This window comes from Agrobacterium tumefaciens, from assembly GCF_009649785.1.
In the GTDB taxonomy this organism is placed as follows: domain Bacteria; phylum Pseudomonadota; class Alphaproteobacteria; order Rhizobiales; family Rhizobiaceae; genus Agrobacterium; species Agrobacterium tumefaciens.
The window spans coordinates 171971-196980 of the sequence record NZ_WJOK01000001.1; the positions used below are offsets into that span (position 1 = coordinate 171971).

At 58.3% G+C, this 25010-nt stretch carries 25 protein-coding genes; 12 read left to right on the forward strand and 13 right to left on the reverse strand.

Annotation, left to right across the window (positions count from 1 at the left end; genetic code table 11):
• Positions 1–207: 207 nt before the first annotated feature.
• The 3 genes from GH784_RS00745 to GH784_RS00755 all read right to left on the reverse strand — a co-directional run bounded on the left by GH784_RS00745 (position 208) and on the right by GH784_RS00755 (position 4325).
• Positions 208–2139, reverse strand: a complete 1932-nt coding sequence (locus tag GH784_RS00745; protein WP_013761852.1) for a 5'-nucleotidase C-terminal domain-containing protein — start codon at positions 2137–2139, stop codon at positions 208–210.
• A gap of 217 nt (positions 2140–2356) precedes the next feature.
• A complete protein-coding gene (omp10, locus tag GH784_RS00750; RefSeq protein ID WP_003511448.1) occupies positions 2357–2731 on the reverse strand; it encodes an outer membrane lipoprotein Omp10 in 375 nt (124 codons plus the stop codon).
• 148 nt (positions 2732–2879) lie between these two features.
• Positions 2880–4325 (reverse strand): homospermidine synthase, encoded by a 1446-nt coding sequence (locus GH784_RS00755; RefSeq protein WP_076845435.1) that lies wholly within the window; start codon positions 4323–4325, stop codon positions 2880–2882.
• Positions 4326–4648: 323 nt separating this feature from the next.
• Between GH784_RS00755 and GH784_RS00760 the strand changes: the two genes are divergently transcribed.
• Positions 4649–5557 carry a sensor domain-containing diguanylate cyclase gene (locus GH784_RS00760; RefSeq protein WP_003511446.1) on the forward strand — a complete coding sequence of 303 codons (909 nt, stop codon included), beginning with the start codon at positions 4649–4651 and terminating at the stop codon, positions 5555–5557.
• Here GH784_RS00760 and GH784_RS00765 read toward each other — a convergent pair.
• Positions 5554–6189: an aminotransferase class IV family protein gene (locus GH784_RS00765; RefSeq protein ID WP_013761850.1), complete on the reverse strand. Its 636-nt coding sequence runs from the start codon at positions 6187–6189 to the stop codon at positions 5554–5556. The genes GH784_RS00760 and GH784_RS00765 overlap by 4 nt on opposite strands.
• A 42-nt stretch (positions 6190–6231) precedes the next feature.
• Positions 6232–8082 (reverse strand): M3 family oligoendopeptidase, encoded by a 1851-nt coding sequence (locus GH784_RS00770; RefSeq protein WP_127966111.1) that lies wholly within the window; start codon positions 8080–8082, stop codon positions 6232–6234.
• Between the two features lie 169 nt (positions 8083–8251).
• On the opposite strand from GH784_RS00770, the gene GH784_RS00775 reads away from it, so the two are divergent.
• Positions 8252–9796 carry a sigma-54-dependent transcriptional regulator gene (locus tag GH784_RS00775; protein WP_035199677.1) on the forward strand — a complete coding sequence of 515 codons (1545 nt, stop codon included), beginning with the start codon at positions 8252–8254 and terminating at the stop codon, positions 9794–9796.
• A 176-nt stretch (positions 9797–9972) separates the two neighbouring features.
• Positions 9973–11880, forward strand: a complete 1908-nt coding sequence (locus GH784_RS00780) for a DUF882 domain-containing protein (protein ID WP_003511441.1) — start codon at positions 9973–9975, stop codon at positions 11878–11880.
• Positions 11881–11965: 85 nt separating this feature from the next.
• Here GH784_RS00780 and pyk read toward each other — a convergent pair whose 3' ends face one another.
• Together pyk and GH784_RS00790 are read right to left on the reverse strand one after the other, a co-directional pair.
• Positions 11966–13405 carry a pyruvate kinase gene (pyk, locus tag GH784_RS00785; protein ID WP_003511440.1) on the reverse strand — a complete coding sequence of 480 codons (1440 nt, stop codon included), beginning with the start codon at positions 13403–13405 and terminating at the stop codon, positions 11966–11968.
• Complete coding sequence (locus GH784_RS00790) at positions 13405–13809, reverse strand: DUF1036 domain-containing protein (RefSeq protein WP_370647635.1); 405 nt, start codon at positions 13807–13809, stop codon at positions 13405–13407. The genes pyk and GH784_RS00790 overlap by 1 nt, the downstream gene beginning before the upstream one ends.
• A gap of 273 nt (positions 13810–14082) precedes the next feature.
• Here GH784_RS00790 and GH784_RS00795 point away from each other — a divergent pair, with 273 nt between their 5' ends.
• The 3 genes from GH784_RS00795 (at position 14083) to GH784_RS00805 (ending at position 15601) form a co-directional block, all read left to right on the forward strand.
• Entirely contained in the window at positions 14083–14871 is a 789-nt protein-coding gene (locus GH784_RS00795) for an N-formylglutamate amidohydrolase (protein WP_035199675.1), read from the forward strand.
• Between the two features lie 15 nt (positions 14872–14886).
• On the forward strand, positions 14887–15192 hold the full coding sequence (locus GH784_RS00800; RefSeq protein ID WP_035199673.1) for a DUF1244 domain-containing protein: 306 nt from the start codon (positions 14887–14889) through the stop codon (positions 15190–15192).
• Between the two features lie 151 nt (positions 15193–15343).
• Positions 15344–15601: a DUF2312 domain-containing protein gene (locus GH784_RS00805; RefSeq protein WP_006314683.1), complete on the forward strand. Its 258-nt coding sequence runs from the start codon at positions 15344–15346 to the stop codon at positions 15599–15601.
• A 69-nt stretch (positions 15602–15670) separates the two neighbouring features.
• On the opposite strand, the gene GH784_RS00810 is transcribed toward GH784_RS00805, so the two are convergent.
• The 5 genes from GH784_RS00810 to GH784_RS00830 all read right to left on the reverse strand — a co-directional run bounded on the left by GH784_RS00810 (position 15671) and on the right by GH784_RS00830 (position 18582).
• On the reverse strand, positions 15671–16291 hold the full coding sequence (locus GH784_RS00810) for a tetratricopeptide repeat protein (RefSeq protein WP_003511434.1): 621 nt from the start codon (positions 16289–16291) through the stop codon (positions 15671–15673).
• A gap of 100 nt (positions 16292–16391) precedes the next feature.
• The gene (gene ykgO / locus GH784_RS00815; protein WP_003497670.1) at positions 16392–16517 is read right to left on the reverse strand and encodes a type B 50S ribosomal protein L36; all 126 of its coding nucleotides are present in this window, start codon (positions 16515–16517) and stop codon (positions 16392–16394) included.
• Positions 16518–16656: 139 nt separating this feature from the next.
• Entirely contained in the window at positions 16657–17745 is a 1089-nt protein-coding gene (locus GH784_RS00820) for a 5-(carboxyamino)imidazole ribonucleotide synthase (RefSeq protein ID WP_035199671.1), read from the reverse strand.
• An 11-nt stretch (positions 17746–17756) separates the two neighbouring features.
• Complete coding sequence (gene purE, locus GH784_RS00825; RefSeq protein ID WP_034501985.1) at positions 17757–18224, reverse strand: 5-(carboxyamino)imidazole ribonucleotide mutase; 468 nt, start codon at positions 18222–18224, stop codon at positions 17757–17759.
• Positions 18225–18378: 154 nt separating this feature from the next.
• On the reverse strand, positions 18379–18582 hold the full coding sequence (locus GH784_RS00830) for a YdcH family protein (protein ID WP_003511431.1): 204 nt from the start codon (positions 18580–18582) through the stop codon (positions 18379–18381).
• Positions 18583–18818: 236 nt separating this feature from the next.
• Between GH784_RS00830 and GH784_RS00835 the strand changes: the two genes are divergently transcribed.
• A complete protein-coding gene (locus GH784_RS00835; RefSeq protein WP_003511430.1) occupies positions 18819–18995 on the forward strand; it encodes a YdcH family protein in 177 nt (58 codons plus the stop codon).
• Positions 18996–19095: 100 nt separating this feature from the next.
• Here the strand turns inward: GH784_RS00835 and GH784_RS00840 are convergent, their stop codons facing one another.
• A complete protein-coding gene (locus tag GH784_RS00840) occupies positions 19096–19860 on the reverse strand; it encodes a sulfite exporter TauE/SafE family protein (RefSeq protein ID WP_003511429.1) in 765 nt (254 codons plus the stop codon).
• A 103-nt stretch (positions 19861–19963) separates the two neighbouring features.
• Between GH784_RS00840 and GH784_RS00845 the strand changes: the two genes are divergently transcribed.
• The 5 genes from GH784_RS00845 (at position 19964) to GH784_RS00865 (ending at position 24945) form a co-directional block, all read left to right on the forward strand.
• Positions 19964–20617: a thiamine phosphate synthase gene (locus GH784_RS00845; protein ID WP_003511427.1), complete on the forward strand. Its 654-nt coding sequence runs from the start codon at positions 19964–19966 to the stop codon at positions 20615–20617.
• A gap of 8 nt (positions 20618–20625) precedes the next feature.
• The gene (locus GH784_RS00850) at positions 20626–21726 is read left to right on the forward strand and encodes a tetratricopeptide repeat protein (protein WP_019564913.1); all 1101 of its coding nucleotides are present in this window, start codon (positions 20626–20628) and stop codon (positions 21724–21726) included.
• A 164-nt stretch (positions 21727–21890) separates the two neighbouring features.
• Positions 21891–22691: an inositol monophosphatase family protein gene (locus tag GH784_RS00855; RefSeq protein WP_003511424.1), complete on the forward strand. Its 801-nt coding sequence runs from the start codon at positions 21891–21893 to the stop codon at positions 22689–22691.
• A 200-nt stretch (positions 22692–22891) separates the two neighbouring features.
• Positions 22892–23911: a hypothetical protein gene (locus GH784_RS00860; protein WP_035199661.1), complete on the forward strand. Its 1020-nt coding sequence runs from the start codon at positions 22892–22894 to the stop codon at positions 23909–23911.
• Between the two features lie 2 nt (positions 23912–23913).
• On the forward strand, positions 23914–24945 hold the full coding sequence (locus tag GH784_RS00865; protein WP_035199659.1) for a peptidoglycan -binding protein: 1032 nt from the start codon (positions 23914–23916) through the stop codon (positions 24943–24945).
• Positions 24946–25010: the final 65 nt, after the last annotated feature.

The window sequence follows — 25010 nt, forward strand, 5'->3', positions numbered from 1 at the left end:
GTCAATTTGTTCACGTGTTCTAGACGAAATTTGTAAGGATTGAACCACCTGCGGAGGTGATTTCCGAGGTGCGGTAACGAACGCATTGTCTTTTGATAAAACGCAGCCTGTAATGATCTGTTTTTAAAGGGAAAATAAGAAGCCGGCCTCATGGTGCGAGGCCGGCTTCCCGTCTGCGGCAAATTGCCCTGTCTGTGTGTTCGCGGCTTATTGAGCCGGAACCTCCAGTTCCTCGCCGATCTCGATATGGTTCGGATGCTTCAGCGTGTTTGCCTTGGCAATCCTGGTCCAAAGGGCACCGTCGCCATACTTCTCCGCCGCGATCTTCCAGAGCGAATCGCCCTTTGCGACGACATATTTGCTGGCGGCAGCCGCGGCCGCTGCCGGCGTGGTGGTGGCAGGCGCAGTCGCAGCAGGTGCTGCGGGAGCCGGGGCTGGTGTGGCGGCCGGAGCGGTTGCAGTTGCCGCCGGTGCTGTTGCGGCAGGCGCTGATGCAGCGGGCTTTGCCGGAGCCACATAACCGGCAGGCGTCACTTCGGTGATGCGGCCGTCCGTGAAGGGCTTATAGGGGCTGTTGGCCGTAATATAGGCAGCTACAGCCTCTTCGAGGTTGGGGCCGAAGTCATAGGCGTTGATCGCCTTGGTCGCGAATACCTTGAAGCCATCGCCGCCGGTGCGAACGTAATTATTCGCCGCAACAGTGTAGGTCTTTGCCGGGTCGAGAGGCACGAAAGCGTCGCCCTCCTTGACCTCGACCGCAGTAACGCGGCTGCCGGCTGGCTTGGAGCGGTCGAAGGAATATTTCATGCCTGAAACCTGCATGAAACGACCCGCGCCATCGTCGATCTGGCTGACGCCGTTTTCGAGGGCAGCGCGAATATCCTCGCCCTTCAGCTGGAAAGTCGCGACCGTGTTCTGGAACGGCAGAACCGTCAGGACTTCGCCCATCGAGACATCGCCGCTATCGATGGAGGAGCGCAGGCCACCGCTATTTGCGAAAGCGATGGTGACGCCCTGATCCTTGACGCGGGCAAGGGTCGCATCCGCTACCAGATTACCCATGGAGCATTCTTTGACGCGGCAAACCTTGCGGTCACCTTCGATCGGGCCTTCCGAAGTGCCGACGACCTTCGATTTCAGCGCCTCGATCGGTGCTTTCAGTTCATCGATACGCTTGAGCGTTGCTTCGTCGGGTTTGAAGGATGAATCGATCAGGATCGGATCGCCCTTGCTTTCCTTGACCACGCCGCTGTCATCGAAGACGACGCGCAGGTCACCCAGATATTTGCTGTATTGCCCTGCCTGAACGACCGGAACCTTGTAGCCGCCGGGATTGTCGACGAGTGTCGGATAAGGCCCTTCGGCCTTCTGGTCGGTGTTGGAGAGCAACGTATGCGAGTGGCCGCCGACAACGACGTCCACATCCGGGATTTTCGCGATAAATTCGAGGTCGCGTGGATATCCGACATGGGTCAGGGCAATGATCTTGTTTACACCCTCGCCTTTCAGCTTCTGCACCTGTTCGCTGATTTTCGCGACATCTTCCGCAATGGTGATGTTGGGGCCGGGGGTCGCAAGTTCCGCCGTGTCGTTGGCGACAGCGCCGACAATGCCGATTTTCTGGCCGCCGACTTCAAGGACGATGGACGGCTTGACGCGATCGCCGATTTTCGAGGCGGCGCTGGCAACCACATTGGCGGTCACGACCGGAAACTGAACCTTGTCGAGGAAGCCCGCAAGCCCGTCTTCGCTATCGTCGAATTCATGGTTGCCGACGGTCATGGCGTCGAACTTCATGGCGTTCAGCACTTCGGCTTCAACGGTACCCTTGTAGGTGGTGTAGAACAGAGAGCCTTGAAAATTGTCGCCGGCATTGAGCAGGAGAACGTTCTTGCCTTGAGCCTTGAGCGCGTCCCTTGTCTGGTTGATTGCGGTCAAGAGGCGCGCGGCGCCGCCAAAGCATTCGTTTTTGCCTTCCTCTTCCGCCGAGCAGGTCGAGTCGAATTTATTGATCGATTCGATACGGGAGTGAAAATCGTTAATGTGAAGAATGTTGAGTTCGTAGTCGGCCAGAGCCGCTCCGGCTGAAAGCGTTATCGCGGAAACGCTCAGCATACTCAGTCTCAAAATTTTCTTCATGGTCCCTCTCTCCTGTTCAAAGCGGAAGCCCTGGCCGGTCGATCATCATCAGGCCGTGCTCATTCTCTAGTCTGAAAGTATGTCAGTCTTTCAAAGCGCGATGTTTCCATTTAGCGGCAGCTGCCGCAAGCGGAAATTGTGACAGTGGCGCAATAAAGCAAAACGCACGCTTGAGGCGTGCGTTTTAAAAGCTCATGCCATTGAAAAGTCTGTGTTATCAGCCCTGACGCGTTAGCGAGAACTGGCTGTTGCTGTCCGTCGTGCAGTTCAGTTGTGACGGGGAGACGAGCGCGCAGTTGACGCGCGATTGCGTGTTGCGCACCAACGACGTCATGTTGATTTCATAGAGCGTCGGCGAAATCGTGACATAGGTGCCTGATGCCAGAAGCGTGTTGGTATCGGTCGAACGGGTGGAGAAAGCACCGTTCTGGAATGTCGATACGATGCCGTTGCGGTCGATCCAGCGGCCATCCACGGCCGGGCCGCGGGCAAGCGAGGGTGCCATCGACGTCTGCTGGGAGGGACCCGGCGCAACGCATGAAGACACCGCGATTGCGGCACAAAGCAAAGCAGCGCTTGTCTTGAAGTTCATGAGCCTGTTCTCCTGCGATTCGATGAAACCCTGATGTTTCGACCATGCCGTGAAGCGTTATTTATTTCAAGGCAACGTTGTTTGCTCTCCCGGGTTCCTGACATCCGTCATGAAAACACCTGCGTGACAAATATGAGACGCCATGTCCTCAGCGCACGAGGATGTTGCGGAACTGCCAGGGATCCGAGGTGTCGATATTGTCTGGAAACAGTCCCGGGCGACCGTCGAGCGGCGTCCAGTCCGTGTAATGTCCTTCGACCGGTCCAAGATAGGGACGCTGCACCTCAAGGCAACGGCGATAATCCATTTCATCCGCCTCGACGATGCCGGCCTGCGGATTTTCAAGCGCCCAAACCATTCCGGCCAGTACCGCGGAGCTGACCTGCAATCCGGTCGCGTTCTGGCTGGGGGCGAGCGCCCGTGCCTCCTGCAAGGTTAGCCGCGAGCCATACCAATAGGCATTTTTGTCATGGCCGTAGAGAAGAACACCCAGCTCGTCGGCACCATCGACAAGCTCGTCTTCGCCAAGCACATGCTGGATCGGCTGCGGCGTGCCGCCATTACCGAAAAGTTCGTGCAGGGAAAGGACGGCGTCGTTGCAGGGGTGGTAGGCATAGTGACAGGTGGGCCGGTAGATCAGATCGCCTTCGTCATTGCGGACGGTGAAATAGTCGGAAATCGAGATCGCCTCGTTGTGGGTGACCAGAAATCCATATTGCGGCCCTTGTCCGGGACACCATGTCCGTACCCGCGTATTGGCGCCGGGCTGATCGAGATAGATCGCTGCCTTGCTGCCCTTTTTTTGTTTTTTCGCGTTTTTCGGCATCCAGTTTTCATGCGTTCCCCAGCCGAGTTCGGCGGGCTGAAAACCTTCGGCGATAAAACCCTCGACGGACCAGGTGTTCCAGAATGCGCCGAAGGGCTTGGGATTTTTTGCCCGCTGCGTATCGCGCTCTGCCACATGCACGCCCTTGACGCCGAGCTGCTGCATGAGCTTTGCCCATGCCTGCTGGTCATGCGGTCGCGGCTCTTCGATGTCGAGACCGCTATCCTTGGCGAGATTGACCAGCGCCTGTTTTACGAACCAGGACACCATGCCGGGATTTGCACCGCAGGTGGAAACGGCCGTTGTGCCGCCCGGTTTCCGAGCCTTTTCTTTCAGCATGGTCTCGCGCAGCGAATAATTGGTACGGGAGGCATTGTCGGCGTCTGCATCGAAGTAAAAGCCGGGCCACGGCTCCACTACGGTGTCGATGTAGAGCATGCCATGTTTGCGGCAGAGCCTCATCAGATCGACGGATGCGGCATCGACCGAAAGATTGACGCAGAAGCCCTGACCCTGAACCCCTTTAAGGAGTGGCTTGAGCACCTCCTTGTAGTTTTCTTTGGTCAGATGCGTACGGATATGGCGAATGTTTCTCTCGGCCAGATACGCTGCGATATCCTCGCGCGGGTCGATGACGACGAGCCTGGTCTTGTCGAAGTTGAAATGACGTTCGATCAACGGAAGAGTGCCGCGCCCGATGGAGCCGAAGCCGATCATGATGATGGGGCCGTCAATATCGCCGTAAATCGGATGGTTTGCGTCCGTCATTCGTCATTTTTCCTTTTTAAGCCAATAAGTAAGCTAGATCATAAAAGCGTGCCACAATAAAGGGCAGGTGCATGACGGACATATGACGGTAGCGCAAGCCCGGGATGCGAAAGTTGTGACGGGTTGGTGTGTGGTGATCCCGTTCTGCGCGGTTGCGATCCGGCGAGATTGAAGTCGAGACCTTCCGACCGCATTCTTCCCCTTCGCATTTTAGAGACTACGTTTATAATCAAGTTCTTCTTTTCGTGTATATGCCCTAGGGCTTGGGGGCTTTTGCAAGATGACGAAAAGGGGGCTTTTCGTCATCACAGGAGTGTTGCCTGTTGAATAGTCTTATTGAGCGTGTCGCAGCGCTTCAGAGCGCCACCCCCGTTCTTATTGCACTTTACGATTCCGAAGACCGGTTGCGGCATGCCAACCCGTCGTTTCGGCAGAGCTTTCAGCTTGCCGACGATGATTTTTCGACCTGGGCGGAAATCATGCGCTTGAACCACCGTCTGCGAACCGGCGTGGTCGTCAGAAACAGCGATTTCGAGGGCTGGCTTTTGTCGGCGCAGTCCCGGCGCGGCAAGCTGCCGTATCGTGCCTTCGAGATGGACATGTATGACGGCCGCTGGTTCTGGATGACGGAGACGGTGCAGCAGGATGGCTGGATGCTGTGTGTCGCAAGCGATGTCACCGAATTGCGCCAGGGCTACAGAACCCTGCGGCAGGACCGGGATCTGGCGGTGCGCGCCTCGCAGACCGACGAATTGACGGGAACGGCGAACCGGCGTTTTGTTTTCGCCAAACTCGCGCTGCAGGTGGAGCGGGTCGGCAAGGGGCTTGAAGCGCCCTTTTGCCTTTGCACGCTCGACATCGACTTTTTCAAGCACATCAACGATCGTTTTGGCCACAAATGCGGCGATGCGGTGCTGCGCGATTTTGTCGGGATCGCCCATTCCGTCGTCCGGCGGGTGGATTGTTTTGGCAGGATCGGCGGTGAGGAATTCATGCTCATCCTGCCGCGCAGTTCGGTTGTTGAGAGCCGGGAGATCGTCGAGCGGCTACTGCAAAAGGTGCGTCTTTCCAGACCTCTGGCCGAGTTTCCGGATTTTTCCTATAGCTGTTCCGCTGGAATGACGACCTATCGGATGGCAGAAAGTGCCGACGATGTTTTCATGCGCGCCGATCAAGCGCTTTACGCTGCCAAGGAAAAGGGCCGCGACCGGCTTTTGGCGGTGACGGTCTAGACCAGCTCCGCCGCAATCAGCCCATGCAGCGAATTTCCCACGAACAGCCGTCGACCGGCAATATCCTCCGGCTTCAATGCCTGCCCGCGTGCCTTGCGCTGGCGGATGAGATCGGCACGCAGAACGCCCGGCAGAATACCGCTGTCGAGCGGCGGCGTCAGCAATTGCCCGTCCGGCATTTCGACGAAGATGCTGGTCGATGATCCCTCGCACAACTCGCCGCGCTCGTTGAGCAGCAGAACCTCGTCTGCATCCCCGGCTGAAAATTCGGCGCGGGCGGCATCATAGGGTTCCCGGCGCGATGATTTGTGGCGATAGAAGGTGTCGGTGGAATCAAGCCTGGTTTGCGTCGCGATGCGGATCCGCCAGACGGTTCCCTCCTGCAACGGCCGAAACTCGGCCGTTTCGATATCGAGCTCACCCTTGTAGTTCATGACCAGCTTCACGCAGAGCGGACTTTCGCCGCCCACCTTCTTCTCCAGTACCTGAACCGCGTTGGCCGGTGCTCGGAAACCGAGCGCATCGGCTGAGCGCAATAGCCGGCGCATATGCTGGTCAATGCGCTGAAAGCCCGATTGCGGCTCCCAGCGCAGCGTTTCTCTCAAGGTCAGATCGGCGGGTTTGCGTTTCATTGCCTTTGCTCGTCGCCTGTCATCGGTATTTTTCGGAGGCAATCAGGCCTGTTTGCTGTCAAGCGCTTCCAGTTCGTCGATCAGCCCTTCGATCACGGCAAGACCCTTGTCCCAGAAGGAAGGGTCTGTCGCGTCGAGGCCGAATGGTTTCAGAAGTTCCGAATGGTGCTTGGTGCCGCCTGCTTTCAAAAGCTCGAAATATTTCTCCTGAAAGCCGGTCTCGGCCTTCTGGTAAACGGCATACAGCGAGTTCACCAGGCAATCACCGAAGGCATAGGCATAAACATAGAAGGGAGAGTGGATGAAATGGGGGATGTAGGTCCACCAGGTCTCATACCCTTCGGAAATCTTGATCGCCGGGCCGAGGCTCTCGGCCTGAATGGAAAGCCACAATTCACCGATCTGTTCGGAGGTCAACTCACCCTGCTTGCGGGCGGTGTGCAGCTTGCGTTCGAATTCATAAAACGCGATCTGTCGCACGACCGTGTTGATCATGTCCTCGACCTTGCGGGCGAGCATGGCCTTGCGTTCCCTGACGTCCTTCGTGTCGTCAAGCAATTTGCGGAAGGTCAGCATTTCTCCGAAAACGGAGGCAGTTTCGGCAAGCGTCAGCGGCGTCGCGCACATCAGCGCGCCTTGGTCGCCGGCCAGCACCTGGTGCACGCCGTGGCCAAGCTCATGGGCAAGCGTCATCACGTCGCGCGGTTTGCCGAGATAGTTGACGAGGACATAAGGATGGGCCGAAGGCACGGTCGGATGCGCGAAGGCGCCCGGCGCCTTGCCGGGCCGGGCGGGGGCGTCGATCCATTGCTCATCGAAGAACCGGCGGGCAATATCGGCCATCTCCGGCGCAAAATCACCATAGGCGGACAGCACGGTGTCCTTCGCCTCATCCCAGGGAATGATCGTATTCGATGTATCGGGAAGCGGCGCGTTGCGGTCCCAGTAGTTCATCTGTTCCATGCCGAGCCATTTCGCCTTCATGGCGTAATAACGATGCGAAAGGCGCGGATAGGCGTTTTTCACGGCGGCAGCCAGAGCGTCTACGACCTCGCGCTCCACACGGTTTGCCAGATGGCGGCTGTCGGCGATGTCTTCGAACTTGCGCCAGCGGTCGGAAATATCCTTGTCCTTGGCCAGTGTGTTGGTGATGAGGGTGAAGACCCGCAGATTATTGGTGAAGGTGGTGCTGAGCGCCTGCGCTGCCTTCTTGCGAGTTTCCGGCTCCGGCTCCTGAAGCATATTGAGCGTTACTTCCAGCGAAAGGCTTGCGCCGTCTATGTCGAAGCGCAGGTCGGCCATCGTCTCATCGAACAGGCGGTTGAACGCGCTGGCACTCGTCATCGATTTTTCGAGGAATAGCTGTTCGAGCTGGTCATCGAGCTGGTGCGGCTTGTCCTTACGCAAATCCACCAGCCACGGCCTGTAGTGCCCAGCTAAGGCATCGTTTGCCATGCAGGCATCCATTACGGCGTCGTCGATGCGGTTCAGTTCAAGCGTAAAGAACAGCAGATGGGCGGAAATATCCGTCAGTTTCGCCTGGGCGTCGCCGTAAAGCTTGCCGTTTGCCGGGTTGGAGGTATCTGAAAAATACGTCAGCCCCGCAAAGGAACCGATGCGGCCGATAAGATCGTCCAACGCTTCATATTCCTTGAGAGCAGCGCCGATGCCGTTGGCGCCCGTCGCCTTTGCAGCGTCTTCAAGCTTGCCCTTCCATTTATCCTCGAAAGCCGCCGCCAGCGCCGCCGCCTTCTCAATGTCGCCCTTGTATTCCGGCGAATCGCCCGAGGGATAGAGATCCGAGAGTTTCCAGCCGGGCAGGTCGCCAAGGGCAGGGCCGGAGGTTTCGGCAAGCGAAAATACGGGGTGCGGTGTTGGGCGATTGAGGGTCATCGAACGCGTCCTTGTCGTTATGCCTGCGCAGCATATGGGGCCTTTGTTTCCCGCAGCAATGGATAAAATGCAAGCAAATCTCAAAACTGGATGTTCAAATCTCCCGTGCCAGAGTGCGCCACAAGGGACCGCATGACGCAGGTCCATAAACCGGAAACCGGAGCCAAAAATGACCGCGCATGTTCTCGTGATAGACGATGATCCCGTCCAGCGCCGCCTGCTCAAAAATGCGGTGGAACGTTATGGGCATCTGGCCTTGCTTGCAGAAAACGGCAGGGCGGGGCTGGAGCTGCTCAAGCAATATAGCGGCGAGATCAATGTTGTCGTCCTCGACCTGATGATGCCGGAAATGGATGGCCTCGCCTTCCTGAAAGCCGTTGGCGAACTCGGCACCGACGTCCCGGTCATCGTCCAGACGGGGCAGGGCGGCATCGATACCGTCGTGCAGGCCATGCGCGCCGGCGCCTTCGATTTCGTCGTCAAGCCGGTCTCGCCGGAACGGATCGGCGCCGCCATCTCCAATGCCCTCAAGCTCGACAGGAGAGAGGCAAAGGCCCGCACGGGCAGGCGCGGACGGAGCAATGCCGTGAATTTTACTGATATCGTTTCCGCAAGCCCGGCCATGCTGAGGGTGATAGAACTGGCGCAGCGCGCCGCCCAGTCCAGCATTCCCGTGGTACTGGAAGGCGAATCCGGCGTCGGCAAGGAAATGGTCGCCCGTGCAATCCAGTCGGCTGGCGACAGGGCGAACAAACCATTCATCACCGTCAATTGCGGCGCTATCCCGCACAATCTGGTGGAGAGTATTCTTTTCGGTCACGAGAAGGGCGCTTTTACCGGAGCCACGGAAAAACACGTTGGCAAGTTCATGGAAGCCGATGGCGGAACGCTGTTCCTCGATGAAATCGGTGATCTGCCGCTCGACGTGCAGGTAAAGCTACTGCGGGCGGTTCAGCAGGGCGAAATCGAAACTGTCGGTTCCGCGCGTGTGCAGAAGGTGAATGTCCGCCTGATTTCCGCCACCAACAAGAATCTCATCGAAGAGGTGAAGGAAGGCCGCTTCCGCGAGGACCTGTATTATCGCCTCAACGTCTTTCCTATCACCATTCCGGCGTTGCGCCGGCGCAAGGAGGATATTCCCCATCTGGCACGGGTGTTCGCGGAGCGTTTTTCGGTGGAACAGAAATTGCCAAATCCCGTCGGCCTCGATGCTAGCGCGCTGGCACTGCTAACGGCCTATGACTGGCCGGGCAATATCCGCCAGCTTGAAAATGCGGTCTTCCGCGCCGTCGTGCTGTCGCAGGGCGAGGAACTGGCTGATTCCGATTTTCCGCAAATCGCGCTGCAATTGCCAGAATTCGCAGGTGGGGACGATGCGGGTGAGTCGATCCGGTCGCCGTCTGGATCGTCGCTGAAACTCGCCGCCTATTCTCCGCCGCCGCCGGTCGCCGAAAGTCACGCCATTCTGGATGAGGCGTCAGATATTTCCACCACGATATACCGGGGAGGAAACCTGATCTCCAGCATGGACGACTCAGGCAATATCAGGAAGCTGGCCGAGATCGAAGAGGAGCTTATCCGTTTTGCCCTTCGTTTTTATCGCGGGCAGATGAGTCAGGTCGCAAGGAAACTTGGTATCGGCCGCTCGACGCTTTATCGCAAGCTGAAGGACTATGGCATTGATCCGGACGATCCGTTGCGGGATGCGGCCTGATTGCACAAACCGCCTGTTCGACGGCAGATAGCAAGATTCGTTAACTTCTGAGCAAGGATATCCGCTTACCGTCTATAAACCTCTTGTTAGTGGCTGATTCACTATATAGAGGAAGGTTGCATCTGTGTGGCAATTTTGCCATCGTGTCACCGTATTTGACGTTCATTTGAGGCAATGTGACAGAAATTGTCTTCCAGGCGGGGATCGAATTGCCATATCTGCATCGAAATATCGCGCTGTCGACCAAGATCGCGCGCGGCTTGATCAAGGATATATGCACGAAGCTGTCGGCACGCGCTGTCACTTTTGCCTGCTTGATGCTCGCCGCAATGCCATTCGCAGGTGTCTCGGCGACGGAAGCTTTCGCCGAAACGCGCAGTCTCAAACTGTATTATATCCATACACGCGAGAAGGCGGTCATAACCTTCAAGCGCAACGGAAAATACGACCAGAAGGGTCTGCAGGAGCTGAACCGCTTTTTGCGTGACTGGCGTCGTAACCAGCCGACGCGGATGGATCCGCGTCTTTTCGATCTTGTCTGGGAAGTCTACCGCCGCAGTGGCGCGACCGATTACATCAACGTTGTGTCGGCCTTCCGTTCGCCTGAGACTAACGGCCTCCTGCGCACGCGCACCAAGGGCGTGGCGGAAAAAAGCCAGCATATGCTCGGCAAGGCAATGGATTTCTACATTCCGGGCGTGAAGCTTTCCACACTGCGCGAAATCGGCATGCAGATGCAGATTGGCGGCGTAGGTTTCTACCCGACCTCGGGTTCTCCCTTCGTGCACATGGATGTCGGCGGCGTTCGTGCCTGGCCGCGCATGAGCCGTCAGGAACTCGTGCGTATCTTCCCCAAGGGCAATACGCTGCACGTTCCTTCCGATGGCAATCCGCTTCCCGGTTATGAACAAGCCTTGGCTGACTACAAGAAGCGCGTCAATTCCTCTTCCATTCAGGTTGCTTCCAGCGCCGGTGCCGGCCCTGCGTCCTCCGGTGGTGGCGGCAAGCGCAAGACACTGTTGCAGGCGCTCTTTGGCGGAGGCGACGAGGATGAAGATCCCGATAGCATCGCTACGCCGCAGCCCGCAGAACGTCCGGCTGTCGCTCGCCCTGCAACGCCACCGCCTGCTGCACCTGAGCCAGAACCGACGATCGCCGTTGCTTCCGCCCAACCGCTTCCCGGTGTGAGCACTGCGCCGCTGCCCATTGCACGTCCAGCTTTCGGCAACCAGCCTCCGGCCAATACGGGCCTTGCCACCGCGCTTTATTCTCCAGCCCGTAATGCGGCGCAGGATGCACTCCAGGCTGCGACAACACCGACGCCAACCTCTGCTCCGGCCGAGCGTCAGCAGTTTGCCGATCTGGCTGAGGTATCCGTGCCTGTGCCGACGCTTCTTGGGCCGCGTGGCATGCGTGGCGACGCTGAAGGATCGATCCTGACCGCATCCGCAGATGGTGCGACACCCGCAGCGACGGGCGAACTTGCGTCTATTCCGGTGCCGGCCAATCGTCCGGCTGTGGCGGAAGCCCTGCTGGCACAGGCCAATGCTGATCCGGAAGGCGACGAAGATCTCGCCGAAGAGCGGAAAGATACGCTTTCGCCGACTGTGGTTGCTGCTCTGGAACAGAGCGGTCAGGCCGCCCGTTCGCAGATCAATTCCGCTACCGTGCCGACAGCCGCGCCGTTCCCGGCTGCCGTCAACCACAAGGTTACAGTCGCGCCCGCCGAAACGGCTAAGGCTGAGCCAGAGGCAGGTTTCGGTGACGCCTTTGATCTGAAACCCTCCATCAATGGTGGGCTGACGGCCGGCTTACCGACCAAGGGCTCACGCCCGAGCAGGCAGGATGCCGCCGTTTCCCATCAGGCCATGGTCGGCGGTGGTCGTCTGACGCAGGATCTGATCTCTGACTGGGCGCTCAACCAGAACAAGGGCTCGACCGGCCGTTCGGTGAAGGCGCCGCGCGTCGTCGCCAACCGTATGCTCAGCCACGACATGTCGGCTTCCGCCACATCGGCTAGCTTCAAGCCCGGTGCAGCGGCGATCGAGTCCAGCCGTTTCAGCACGCCGGTGAAGATGCACTGAGCCCCGCTTTCTGCAATGCGGCCGAAAGGCCAACAAAAAACCCGCCGGTGACGGCGGGTTTTTTATTATGCTTGATATCGCGATATCAGACGCCGCTCTGGCCGTCCGAACCGATATAGGCGATGCGCACCATGTTGGTCGCGCCCGGGGTGCCGAGCGGCACGCCGGCGGAGATGATGATGCGGTCGCCCGGCTTGCCGAAACCTTCGGACACGACGATGCGACAAGCGCGGTTCACCATATCGTCCAGATCGCTGGCGTCACCGGTAACCACGCAATGCAGGCCCCAGACGACCGACAGGCGGCGTGCGGTCTGGATGATCGGCGAAAGCGCAATGATCGGAACCTGTGGCCGCTCGCGCGCGGCGCGCAGACCCGTTGTGCCGGACGAGGTGTAGGTGACGATCGCGGCGAGCTTCAACGTTTCGGCAATCTGGCGGGCAGCAAGCGAAATGGCGTCTGCACCCGTCGCTTCCGGCTGTGGGCGCTGCGCGTAGATGATGTTGGAATAATAGGGGTCCTGTTCCACCGTGCTGGCGATGGATGCCATGGTCGATACGGCTTCGATCGGATAATCGCCGGAAGCGGACTCGGCCGAGAGCATGATGGCGTCGGCGCCTTCGAATACGGCAGTCGCAACGTCCGAAACTTCCGCACGGGTCGGAACCGGAGCTGTGATCATCGATTCCAGCATCTGTGTGGCAACGACAACCGGCTTGCCGGCACGACGGCAGGCGCGGGTCAGCTGTTTCTGGATGCCCGGAACTGCTTCCAGCGGCATTTCCACGCCGAGATCGCCGCGTGCGACCATCAATGCGTCGGAAAGCTCGATGATTTCTTCGATGCGCTCAATAGCCTGCGGCTTCTCGATCTTGGACATCAGGCCAACGCGACCGCGCGAAATCTTGCGCACTTCGGCCAGGTCTTCCGGGCGCTGAACGAAGGAAAGGGCAACCCAGTCCACTTCGTTGGTTGCAAGAACGGCGTCGAGGTCGACGCGGTCCTTGTCGGTCAGAACGCCGACGCCGAGCAGGGTGTCGGGCAGGCTAATGCCCTTGCGGTCGGAAATCCGGGTGCCCGAAACAACAGTGGTGACGATGCTCTTGCCGTCGCTCTTCTCAGCGCGCAGATGCAGCTTGCCGTCATCGATCAGCAGGCGGTGGCCAGGCTTGACCGCTTCGAGAATTTCAGGATGCGGCAGGAAAACGCGGGTGTTGTCGCCGGGCGTATCGTTATTGTCCAGCGTAAACGTCTGGCCGGGAACGAGATCAACCTTGGTCTCGGCAAATTTACCGACGCGCAGCTTGGGACCCTGCAAGTCGGCCAGAATGCCGATGGGACGGCCGTTACGGCTTTCGACGGAGCGAATACGCTCAATCAGCGTCCGCATCACGTCGTGGCTCGCATGGCTCATGTTGATGCGGAAGAGATCGGCGCCGGCCAGATGCAGCTTTTCGATCATTGCCTCGTCGGAAGAGGCGGGGCCGAGAGTTGCAAGAATTTTGACTTTGCGGTTACGCTTCATCAGTTTTGATTTCCCTGTGTGCCTGGCGTATCGGAAAGCTGGACCATCCAGCTGCCCTGTCTGCCCGTGTCATATTCCTTGAAACCCATTCTCTGGAAGCTGCGGGCATAACAATCGTCTACGCCGGCGATTTTGAACTCGTTTTCCGCCACGCACATGTTGACGTCACCGGTCCAGCGGCCGCCGTGAGCGGCGTCCTCGGCATAAAGATAATAATAACGCGACTGCAACTCACCCTCTATCAGCGTTGCGCAGGTAGAGGAGGGGACCTGCCACCAACCTTCACTGACCCAGCCGTCCTGCGCCCGGTAGCCGATTGCGACCCCCACGAGGTTTTGCGTGCTGTTGCAGACGCGGAAATCCGCATGCGCGGCCTCCACGAAGACAAACGGGGTCAGAAACAATGCCGCTGCGGAGAAAAGACGGGCAAGATGCCGAAAGTGGCGAGGAAGAGCGAGAGATGACTGAGTCACGGCTTCCATCCGGATTCCATGGTTATAATGAACACACTTCTTGGCGTGGCCGCCAAAGAAAGTCAACGCGAGTTTAATCGATTATATTGTTCGTGGGATCGTGAGTGCGATAAGGTAGATGGCTGTTCTGTCGCCGAAACTTGCGCCCGGCCTCAAGCCATGCCATCAAGCTTTTCTCCTCAATCCTGCCCCAGAAAATTATCGATGAACGACTTCATACCCTATGAAATCATAGAAGGCGATTATGACAAAGGCATGGTTCTTCTGGCGGACCATGCCATGAACCTCCTGCCGGCACACTACGGCAAACTTGGCCTTCCGCAAACCGCTTTTCATCGTCACATCGCATTTGATATTGGCATTGAAGGGCTGACGCGCTCTCTTGCGGCCCGCCTCGGCGTGCCGGCCGTGCTTGGACGATTTTCGCGCCTCCTGATCGACCCCAATCGCGGCGAGGACGATCCGACCCTTATCATGAAGATTTCGGACGGGGCGATCATCCCCGGCAACCACCCGATTTCGGATGATGAATGGCAAAGACGGATCGAGTTTTTTCATCGTCCCTATCACAATGCCGTCGATCGCGTGCTCACCGGTGTAGCGCAGTCGTCGGGGGAAGCGCCGCTTGTTCTGTCGCTGCATTCGTACACGCCGTTCTGGAAAGAAACACCGCGTCCCTGGCATGCGGCGGTTCTGTGGGACACGGATAATCGTGCGGTCGATCCGCTTCTGGCGCATCTGCGCGCGACCGGCGACATTCTCGTTGGTGACAACGAACCCTATGACGGGGCGCTGAAGGGCGATACCATGTATCGCCATTGCATGATGAAGGGCATACCGCATGCGCTTCTTGAAGTTCGGCAGGATTTGATCGCGGATGAGGAAGGGATTGCCGAATGGTCGGACCGGCTCGCTCCCATTTTCGCCGCAATGAACGACGATCCCATTTTGCATGAATATGAGCTGTTCACCTCTCGCACCGGCCCCTACTGAGCCTGGAGCTGCCCCATGACGACACCGAATGACAAACAGCAGATTGAATTCGAGGCCGCCGCATTTCGCCGTCTCGTCGAGCATCTTCGCGAGCGTCACGATGTGCAGAACATCGACCTGATGAATCTCGCGGGCTTTTGCCGCAATTGCCTTTCCAACTGGTATGGGGATGCCGCTAACGAGGCCGGCGTTGCACTCACCAAGGAGCAATCCCGGGAAATCGTCTACGGAATGCCCTATGAGGAGTGGAAGGAAAAATATCAGGCGGAGGCGAGCGACGCCCAGAAAGCTGCCTTTGAGCAGAACAAGCCAACGGAATAACCCCCGATCGACGGAAACGACTTGACGTGAGGCCCGTCAGTGGGCAGGTCACAGGCCGGAATTTTTGCTGCCCGGCTGGCGGCGACCGGCGAAGGCTTCGCCTGGATTTAATGAACAAGGCTCACCCGAGCTGCTACCAATGAAGGATGATATGATGGACGAAACGAGCACCACCGAAACCGTCGCCGCCGCCGAACTGCGTCAATTCATCGAGCGCGTCGAGCGTCTCGAAGAGGAAAAGGCCGCCATTCAGGGAGACATCAAGGATGTCATGGGTGAGGCGAAGGGTCGTGGCTACGATACCAAGGCGATCCGCACCATCATCCGCCTGCGCAAGAAGGACGCCAACGAGCGTATCGAGGAAGAAACCATTCTTCAGACCTATATGGCTGCGCTTGGCATGGAATGATCGGTTGACGGTCCCACAATGAAAAATCGCCGCTTTTGCGGCGATTTTTGTTTGGATCGTCTGCGATATTCAGCTGCGAGTGCCAGCCAGCTTTTCAGAAAGGTCAGCGGCCTCTTTGCGGGCGTCCTTGTCCGCGGGATAGAGCGCGAGATAGCGTTCCCAGGCTTTCAGCGCCAGATCGTCACGGCCTGAGGCTTCGAGGATGTTTGCAAGGCTCGCCAATGCCGGAAAATAGCGCGGCTCCTTCTCCAGCGTCAGATTGATATCCGCCATCGCCTTTCGGGTGTCGCCATCCGCAAAATGCACCATGGCGCGGCGATAGGGCGCCTGCACGTAGTCCGGATCGAGTAAAATAGCCTGGTCGAGAAAATCGTAAGCGGCGGCGTTGCGCTTCTCGTCTGCGGCTTCGCCTGCCCATTGCATCAGGAGATTGATTGTCGCGCTGCCGGAATCGTTCCATTCGGAAGCGATCTGGTTGGCAATGCTGCGCGCCTTGACCGCATTCCGCTCTTTTTTCAGCGATGCGAAAAGACTGTCAACTGTCTTTGCAGGTGAAGGCGCAGCCTCCAGGGCTGCGGGAGGCTGACCATCTGCCGCATGACCAAGGGACGCCATTCCTGAAAGCAGGAGGCCCGAAAGCAGGAAACCCTGAGCGACGATGATAGCCGTGCAAAAACGATTTGGGCGCATGGGTTAAAGCTTAACCCGACTGCGCCCAATATCAAATGCAAAGTTCTGCACTGTCAACAAAGTGATCCGCGATGTGATCGCGAACCGCAGTGGCACTCAATCAGCCCTGACGAGCCTTGAAGCGCGGGTTCTGCTTGTTGATGATGTAGACGCGGCCCTTGCGGCGAACCAGGCGGTTATCGCGATGACGGGCCTTAAGCGCTTTAAGCGAATTCTTGATTTTCATTTTACTGGTCCGCAGTTTTGCACGGCTTTTACCGTGCTTATTCAAACAATCAAAAGCGCGCAACGGGGCGCGCTCTTTTCGGTTGGCAGGCAAATACCCGTTTGACCCCTGCCTGTCAACACTTCCAGACGTCTTTGCCTTAAAAGACTGAGGCTTTTCCTGTGTGCAAAAGCTCGGTCACATGGCCCATCTTGCGGCCAGGCCGTGCTTGTGTCTTGCCGTAAAGATGCACGAGACAGTCTTTTTTCGAAAGCCATGCTGGCACATCGTTGATGTCATCGCCGATGAGGTTCGTCATGACGCAATCCGAATGGCGGGCCGTGCTGCCGGGGACAAGACCGGAGACGGCTCGTATATGCTGTTCGAATTGCGAGACCACGCAGGCCGCTTCCGTCCAGTGGCCGGTATTGTGCACGCGCGGCGCCATTTCATTGGCAACGAGCGAACCATCGGTCAGGACGAAAAACTCGATGCCGATCACGCCGACATAGTCGAGCGCAGCCAGAAGCTTTTCCGCCGATTGCACGGCAACCGCCTTCGCCGCATCGGAGAGTGCTGCCGGCACCGTGGATGTATGCAGAATGCCGTTCAGATGAATGTTTTCGGCCGGATCGTAGCAGGTAACGGTGCCATCCCTGAAACGGGCGGCAATGATCGAGATTTCCCGCTCGAAAGCGACGAAGCTTTCGAGGATGAGCGGCACGCCACCGAGTGTTGCGAAGGCGCCTGCGATGTCCTCACCACCCTTGAAAAGCCTCTGGCCCTTGCCGTCATAGCCCATGCGGCGGGTTTTCAGCACACCCTTGCCACCAAAAGCGGCCAATGCCGCCTCCAGTTCTTCCTGATTATCCACGGCGCGGAAATCGGCGGTCGGAATGCCGCAACCGTTGAGGAAGCGTTTCTCCGTCAGCCTATCCTGCGAGGCGCTGAGAGCCTGCGGCGGGGGATAAACGGGAACAGAAGCGCTCAGCGTCTCGGCTGCGGTGACGGGTACGTTCTCGAATTCGTAGGTCACGACATCGCAAAGGCGAGCGAGTTCCGCAAGCGCCGTCTCGTCACCGTATTCCGCGACGATCTGGCTGTTGCAGACCTGCGCCGCCGGACAATCGGCTTGCGGTTCGAGAACGATGGTGCGGTGGTTGAGGCGTGCGGCGGCCATTGCCAGCATGCGGCCAAGCTGCCCGCCGCCGATGATGCCGATGGTGAGATTGTTCGTATTCATCGTCATGTTAGAGGCTGTCACTGGGCGCTGTCCATGGGATATTCGGCAACGGCCGCTGACTGGCGCGCGCGCCATGCATCGAGCCGGTCTGCCAGGTCCTCGTCGCCCAGCGCCAGAACCGCAGCTGCCAGAAGTGCGGCATTGATAGCGCCGGCCTTGCCGATGGCAAGCGTTCCGACGGGAATGCCAGCGGGCATCTGGACGATGGAATAGAGGCTGTCCTGCCCGGACATCGTCTTGGATTGTACCGGGACGCCGAAAACCGGCAGCGGGGTCATGGCGGCGGTCATGCCCGGCAGATGGGCGGCGCCGCCGGCACCCGCGATGATGACCTTGAAGCCTTCGTCTTTCGCGCCATTGGCAAAATCATAAAGGCGATCAGGCGTGCGGTGGGCGGAAATGATGCGGGCTTCGTATTCCACGTCCAGCGCATCCAGCGTATCGGCGGCATTCTTCATGGTCTCCCAGTCGGACTGGCTGCCCATGATGATGGCGACGGGGGGTGTCTCTGCTGTCACTTCGCTTCTCCGGCTTACAGCATAGGCGCAAAAATCGATTTTGATTTCTGCAAGGCACGATGCGTAAATTCAATAGATTAGAGCGTCTCTCGTGCATCCGGCAGGAAGCACGGAAGCCACTCTAGGCAATGATATCGGGAATGACCTGATCTTCGATCTGGGTCATCTTGTCCTTGACGGCCAGCTTTTTCTTTTTCATGCGTTGTATTCTCAGCGCATCGCAGTTGGTCTGGATCATCGCGTTGATCGCAGCGTCATAATCCTCATGCTCCTGGCGCAGCCGCGCCAGCGTAAGCCTGATGTCCGCCTGGTCCTGATCGGGCATCTTGTCATCCCCATTTTATGCCAGCCGGAGAGCCTCCGGCGCGTATGTCATCGGTTCTCGAGCCTCTATCATCAAATCGCGGTAACGGGAAGTTATCCCTTGCGACCAAATTGCCCACTTATTGCCTTCATTTCGCCTTCGACAAGACCAACGATCCATGTCACATTGTCGTCGCAAACCTGAAACTCCAGCGATGGAGAGCTGGAGGTAGGCTTAAAAATGGAAGGACGTGCCGCATGACCATTCAGGCTCATATTGCATCGCTCGAAAAGAAACACGGTGCTCTGGAGGAGGAGCTCGAAAGTATTCTTGCTTCCCCGTCCTCTGACGATAGAGAGATCGCCGATCTCAAACGCCGTAAACTGCGCCTGAAGGATGAACTACAGAGGCTTCGCGCCTCCACAAGGCATTGATTGATGCCATTCCCCAGCCTTCGATGAAGGACTGACGGATTCTTTTTCGGCCCTGGCGGTACGTGCGTGCTGCCAGGGCTTTTTAGTGGCCGCCTTGGGTCTAGAAAGGCAGCCCGTCCCACAGCAGTTTCAGCGCCGCGATCAGCGCCATGGTATACATCAGCGGGTAGAACACTGATGGTTTCAGATATTTCACCACCCTTGCGCCGGCAAGCGTCGCCAGCATTGCCACCGGCAACAGGCTGGCCGATGTCTTGAGGTTGGTGGCATCAAGCGCGCCGAGCGCGAAATAGGGAATGAGCTTGATTGCATTCATGATCGCGAAGAAACGCACGCTCATGCCGGTATAGGTCTTGGGATCGAGCTTCAGCGGCAGAACATAGATCTGGAAGGGTGGGCCACCCGCATGGGCCACGAAACTCGCATAACCGGACAGGCTGGACCAGAGTGTTGCAGCCACCGGACGCTGCGGTCTGGCCGGAATCTCCTGCCCTTTGCGGCTTTTGAAGCTCTCCTGGAAATAACGCAGTACGAACAGGATCGTCACCGAGGCGACGACGAGGCGCATGGCGTCTGCCGAGATGAGGCTTGAGGTCGCCCAGCCGAGAGTAATGCCGGCAATCGCGCCCGGAAGCATGATGAGGAGCGTTTGCCGGTGGTTGTGGTGCCGCCAGGCCCATAGCGCCACAAGATCCATCACGATCAGGATCGGCAAGAAGATTGCCGCCGCCTGCACGGGCGGGATGGCAAGCGCCATCAGCGGCACGCCCATCAGTGCCAGCGCACCGCCCAACCCGCCCTTGGAAAGGCCGACAAGCACGACTGCGGGGATGGCGACGAGGAAAAAATGAAAATCGGTCAGCATGGATGAAGGTTGATCCTTTCGCCGGTCCGGTCTATCGGATTTATCATATCAAAACGAGTGCAGATAACGCCGAAAGTGTCTTCTGCCTGAAATGGACGAACCGATGACCAAAGTTGATAACCGTTGCCGCCTTGTTCTGATCGTCCCGCAATTGGACGACGCGCAAAAGCAGGCGACAGAATTGCAAGAAGCACTGCGAGGCGGCGATGTGGCTTCGGTCATCATTCCGCAATATGATCTGGATGACGCCACTTTCCAGAAACGCGCCGAATTGATCGTGCCGATGGTGCAGGAGGCTGGTGCCGCTGCCCTTATCGCGGGCGACAGCCGCGTTGCGAGCCGGGTGAAGGCGGATGGCCTGCATGTGGCGGGCAATGCCGAGGCGCTTGCGGAGGCCGTGGAAAATTTCGCGCCGAAGCTGATCGTTGGCGGTGGCAATGCCGATGATCGGCATAAGGCTCTGGAGATGGGTGAGTCCAATCCGGACTACGTGTTTTTTGGAAAGCTCGAAGGCGACATCAAGCCGGAAGCGCATCCCAAAAATCTGGCACTCGGCGAATGGTGGGCATCGATGATCGAGATTCCATCCATCGTCATGGGCGGCACCGATATCTCGTCGGTGGTTGCCGTGGCCGAAGCCGGCGTGGAATTCGTGGCGATGCGCAGCGGCGTTTTTGACAATGCCTCGGGTGCTGCCCAGGCCGTTTCTGAAATCAACGCGTTGCTTGACGAAAAAGCGCCACGGTTTGACGGTTGATACAGGCGATGTTGATGCGCTCGGTTCACGTCTGCCTTTCTATTTCGCTGCTGGCGCTGTCTTTAGGCGCGCCGGCGGGCGTTGCTTTTGCCCAATCCGGACCGCAAAGCGAAAGCAACGCGCTTTCCCGCCAGTTGGAGGATGAGGCGCAGCCTTCCCGTCAGGGCAGGGTGCAGTCCGAAGAGCAGAAGGACTTGCAACCGTCGCAGGGCGTCAACGTCTATCAGCGCATGGGCGCGGACCTGCCGGCCTTGCCGCCTGAAAAGGAGTTCAAGGGCCGGGTGGATGAGGCCTATGGGCATTTCCAGCGCGGCGAATATGTCCAGGCGCTCGACAAGGCGCTCAACCGTGCGCAGAACGGCGATGCGGCCGCCCAGACGCTGGTGGCGGAAATGATGTCGCGTGGTCTCGGCATCGCCCGCGACGAAAAGACCGCGGCCTTCTGGTACCAGCAGGCGGCACAGGGTGGCGATCCCGTCGCGATGTTCAAATTCGCCCTCATTTTGATGGAGGGCAAGTTCGTTACCCGCGACAAGGCGAAGGCCGACGATTACATGCACCGTGCGGCGGAAGCCGGCAATGCTTCGGCTCAGTTCAACTGGGGGCAGATACTGGTTTCGGAAAATCCCGGCGTAAAGGGATTGCTGATGGCCATGCCGTATTATGAAAAGTCCGCCGAGCAGGGCATTGCCGACGCGCAATATGCGGTGTCGCAGATCTACCACTCGGTCAAGGATGTGCCGGCCGAAAAGAAGGCCAAGGCGCGCGATTGGCTGACGCGGGCCGCAAAGGCAGGCTACGATACCGCGCAGGTCGATCTCGGCATCTGGCTGGTCAACGGTTTTGGCGGCGAGCGAAATCTGGATGAAGGCTTCCGCTGGCTTTACGGTGCTGCGCAGCGCGGCAATGTCGTGGCGCAGAACAAGGTGGCGCATCTTTACATTCAGGCGCTCGGCACACGGCCCGATCCGGTGGAGGCGGCCAAATGGTACGTGCTTTCCCGCCGCGCCGGGCTGAAGGATCCGTCTCTCGAGGATTTTTATCTCGGGATCACCGACGAGCAGCAGAAAAAGGCTATCGAGGCGGCAAATCGTTTCCGTCCGATGTGATGCAAGGCCGGTTGTTCGGCGCCAGCGTGCATGTGCAGGCTTTTTGCCTTGAATTTCCGCGCGTTTTGTGGTCTTGAACCGCAAACTTTCAATTCAAGAAAATAATGACGTTCCTGCCCGGCTAGCTTGCGGGTGGTTCGCAAGCTTTCCAGGAAACAAATTCGATGGCACGTTCAGCCCTTCTCAATGTGATGGTTCAGGCCGCCCTCAAGGCGGGTAAGTCTTTGTCGCGTGACTTCGGTGAAGTGCAGAACCTTCAGGTTTCGGTCAAGGGACCGAGCGATTTCGTATCGCAGGCGGACCTCAAGGCTGAAAAGATCGTGCGCGACGAGCTGATGAAAGCCCGCCCCACCTACGATTTTCTGGGTGAGGAAGGCGGCGAGGAAAAGGGCAGTGATGGTGCGCATCGCTGGATCGTCGACCCGCTGGATGGCACGACCAACTTCCTGCACGGCATTCCGCATTTCGCCGTTTCCATCGCGCTCGAGCGTAACGGAGAAGTCGTAGCCGGCGTGATTTTCAATCCCGCGACCGACGAACTCTACACCGCCGAGCGTGGCGGCGGCGCGTTCCTTAACGATCGTCGTATCCGCGTTGCCGCGCGGAAGGCCTTGACGGATTGCGTCATCGGCTGCGGTGTGCCGCATCTCGGTCGCGGCAATCACGGCAAATTCCTTGTCGAACTTCGCCATGTCATGGGTGAAGCAGCCGGCATCCGCCGCATGGGTGCTGCAGCACTCGACCTTGCCTATGTTGCAGCAGGTCGCCTCGACGGTTTCTGGGAAGCAGAGCTTTCGCCGTGGGATATGGCGGCCGGTCTGGTGCTGATTCGCGAAGCTGGCGGGTTCACCTCCGACGCCAAGGGCGGCGCGGATATCTTCGGCAGCGGCAGTGTTGCTGCCGGAAACGAATATATCCACAAGGCACTTGTGGAAGTTGCCAACCGTCCGATTCCGGGTCGTTGATCGATTTCGGCAGAAAACCTGCCGTTTAATCCAGGTTTTAGGCGCCCGGCGAACTATCGCCGGGCGTTTTTGTTTTTTCGGTCTTCGGTCAAGCCGGCTTTCGTGAAATGCCTGTGACGAAAGACAGGCTTTTCGCTTCAAATCGTCGCAATTTTCAAATAGCGTCCGGTTGATACGTGACCGAAGGGAATGCGAACGTTATGGCGGATTCGGAGTTGCTCGATCTCGGCGTGGAGAAGCCGGTGACCACACGGCAATACAGCCACAAGCTGTCCAGCCCCACACCGTTTCTGTGGACGATGGTTCTGTTTCTGATCCTCGTCGGCTTTCTGGCGGCCATTCTTTACCGGCAGGCGCACACGGCCTTCATGACGAATCCGGGCTTGAACGGCTTCATTCTCGGCGTTCTCGTCATCGGCATCATTCTGGTATTCACCCAGACCATGAGCCTGCGTTCGGAAGTCCGCTGGTTTAACGCATTCCGGGCCGCCGGCAGCGCCGAGAAAGTCGGCCGCGCTCCAAAACTGCTGGCCCCCATGAGCACGTTGATCGGCAAGCGTGGCGAAGTCCGGCTTTCTGCAGTTACGCAGCGGACAATTCTCGATTCCATCGCGACACGCCTTGATGAATCGCGCGATACTTCACGTTATCTTGTCGGCCTTCTGGTGTTTCTCGGCCTGCTCGGCACCTTCTGGGGTCTGATCGGCACCATCGGCGCCATCAGCAATGTCATTCAGTCGCTCGATCCCAGCGCCGGCACCAGCAACGATATTCTAAGCTCGCTCAAGTCCGGTCTCACCGCGCCGCTTTCCGGCATGGGAACGGCGTTTTCCTCGTCGCTCCTCGGCCTTTCAGGCTCGCTGATCCTCGGTTTCCTCGATCTTCAGGCCGGCCGTGCCCAGAACCGTTTTTACACCCAGCTCGAAAACTGGCTGTCGTCGGTGACGGATACGTCGGCGGATGGGCCAAAGGAATTCAACGCTGAACCCGGCGCAATGGTCAGCACTGAGCGCTCGCTCGCCGCCATGACGAGTCTTGCTGAAGGCATTCAAGGTCTGGTCAAGAACATGCGCAGCGAGCAGCAGATGTTGCGTGACTGGATCGAGGCGCAGCAGGAGGAATCGAAATCGCTTCGCCGCACGCTCGACCGGTTGTCGACACGTATCGACGGCGAGACAAAATCCTCCGGACGCACCCGGCACGATAACGGGAGCGAGTAGCCATGGCGCTTGCGCGCAACCGCCGCCGCGACAGGGGTGTGGATTATTGGCCGGGTTTCGTCGATGCGCTGTCGACGCTGCTCATGGCCATCATGTTCCTGCTGACGGTCTTCGTGCTGGCGCAATTTGTTCTGTCGCGGGAAATTAGTGGCAAGGACGAGGTGTTGACCCGCCTCAACAGCCAGATTGCCGAATTGACCGAACTTCTGGCCATGGAAAAGGGCAGCAAGCAGGATATCGAGGACGCGCTGGCGAGCCTGCAATCAACCCTTGCCGCATCTGAAAGCGAGCGCTCACGCCTGCAGTCGCTTCTCGATGCGGGATCGGGCAACAATGCAAGCGCCAATGCCCGGATTGGCAGCCTGACCGGCGAGCTGGATGACCAAAGACAGGCCAATTCCCGCGCCTCCGCACAGATCGAATTGCTCAACCAGCAGATTGCGGCGCTCAGGGCGCAGATCGCATCGGTGGAAGCCGCCCTGCAGGCGTCGGAAGCCAAGGATACCTCATCACAAGTCAAGATCGCCGATCTCGGCCGCCGTCTCAATGTTGCGCTGGCGCAGCGGGTTCAAGAACTCAACCGCTATCGTTCTGATTTTTTTGGGCGTCTGCGTGAAATCCTCTCGGATCGCGAAAACATTCGCATCGTCGGCGACCGCTTTGTCTTCCAGTCCGAAGTGCTCTTTCCATCCGGTGGCAACGACCTCAATCCGCAAGGGCAGGCGGAGATGGAGAAGCTGGCGGCCGCGCTGATCGATCTTGCCAAGGAAATCCCCACCGAGATCAACTGGGTTCTGCGCGTGGATGGCCACACGGACAATGTCCAGCTTTCCGGGTCCGGCCGCTTCCGTGACAATTGGGAACTTTCCTCGGCACGCGCAACCTCCGTGGTGAAGTTCCTGATCTCCAAGGGTGTTTCGGCCAACCGGCTGGTCGCTGCCGGTTTCGGTGAATATCAGCCGATTGCCGAAGGCGACACGCCGGAAGCACGCCAGCAGAACCGCCGTATCGAACTGAAGCTCACCGAGCGCTGACACCTTAAGCCGTATCATAGCGGTTGCCTTGAGCTGCAAGTGAATTTACGTTCGCGTAAACGTAA

Coding starts and splice junctions, on each gene's coding strand:
- GH784_RS00830 (WP_003511431.1), bottom strand. CDS start 18,582: ATGCCCGATCAGGACCAGGCGGACATCAGGCTTACGCTGGCGCGGCTG.
- GH784_RS00840 (WP_003511429.1), bottom strand. CDS start 19,860: ATGCTGACCGATTTTCATTTTTTCCTCGTCGCCATCCCCGCAGTCGTG.
- GH784_RS00795 (WP_035199675.1), top strand. CDS start 14,083: ATGAACGACTTCATACCCTATGAAATCATAGAAGGCGATTATGACAAA.
- GH784_RS00860 (WP_035199661.1), top strand. CDS start 22,892: ATGGCGGATTCGGAGTTGCTCGATCTCGGCGTGGAGAAGCCGGTGACC.
- GH784_RS00765 (WP_013761850.1), bottom strand. CDS start 6,189: ATGAAACGCAAACCCGCCGATCTGACCTTGAGAGAAACGCTGCGCTGG.
- GH784_RS00820 (WP_035199671.1), bottom strand. CDS start 17,745: ATGACGATGAATACGAACAATCTCACCATCGGCATCATCGGCGGCGGG.
- pyk (WP_003511440.1), bottom strand. CDS start 13,405: ATGAAGCGTAACCGCAAAGTCAAAATTCTTGCAACTCTCGGCCCCGCC.
- GH784_RS00835 (WP_003511430.1), top strand. CDS start 18,819: ATGACCATTCAGGCTCATATTGCATCGCTCGAAAAGAAACACGGTGCT.
- GH784_RS00845 (WP_003511427.1), top strand. CDS start 19,964: ATGACCAAAGTTGATAACCGTTGCCGCCTTGTTCTGATCGTCCCGCAA.
- GH784_RS00755 (WP_076845435.1), bottom strand. CDS start 4,325: ATGACGGACGCAAACCATCCGATTTACGGCGATATTGACGGCCCCATC.
- GH784_RS00775 (WP_035199677.1), top strand. CDS start 8,252: ATGACCGCGCATGTTCTCGTGATAGACGATGATCCCGTCCAGCGCCGC.
- ykgO (WP_003497670.1), bottom strand. CDS start 16,517: ATGAAAATCAAGAATTCGCTTAAAGCGCTTAAGGCCCGTCATCGCGAT.
- GH784_RS00810 (WP_003511434.1), bottom strand. CDS start 16,291: ATGCGCCCAAATCGTTTTTGCACGGCTATCATCGTCGCTCAGGGTTTC.
- GH784_RS00805 (WP_006314683.1), top strand. CDS start 15,344: ATGATGGACGAAACGAGCACCACCGAAACCGTCGCCGCCGCCGAACTG.
- GH784_RS00850 (WP_019564913.1), top strand. CDS start 20,626: ATGTTGATGCGCTCGGTTCACGTCTGCCTTTCTATTTCGCTGCTGGCG.
- omp10 (WP_003511448.1), bottom strand. CDS start 2,731: ATGAACTTCAAGACAAGCGCTGCTTTGCTTTGTGCCGCAATCGCGGTG.
- GH784_RS00855 (WP_003511424.1), top strand. CDS start 21,891: ATGGCACGTTCAGCCCTTCTCAATGTGATGGTTCAGGCCGCCCTCAAG.
- GH784_RS00865 (WP_035199659.1), top strand. CDS start 23,914: ATGGCGCTTGCGCGCAACCGCCGCCGCGACAGGGGTGTGGATTATTGG.
- purE (WP_034501985.1), bottom strand. CDS start 18,224: ATGGGCAGCCAGTCCGACTGGGAGACCATGAAGAATGCCGCCGATACG.
- GH784_RS00800 (WP_035199673.1), top strand. CDS start 14,887: ATGACGACACCGAATGACAAACAGCAGATTGAATTCGAGGCCGCCGCA.
- GH784_RS00770 (WP_127966111.1), bottom strand. CDS start 8,082: ATGACCCTCAATCGCCCAACACCGCACCCCGTATTTTCGCTTGCCGAA.
- GH784_RS00745 (WP_013761852.1), bottom strand. CDS start 2,139: ATGAAGAAAATTTTGAGACTGAGTATGCTGAGCGTTTCCGCGATAACG.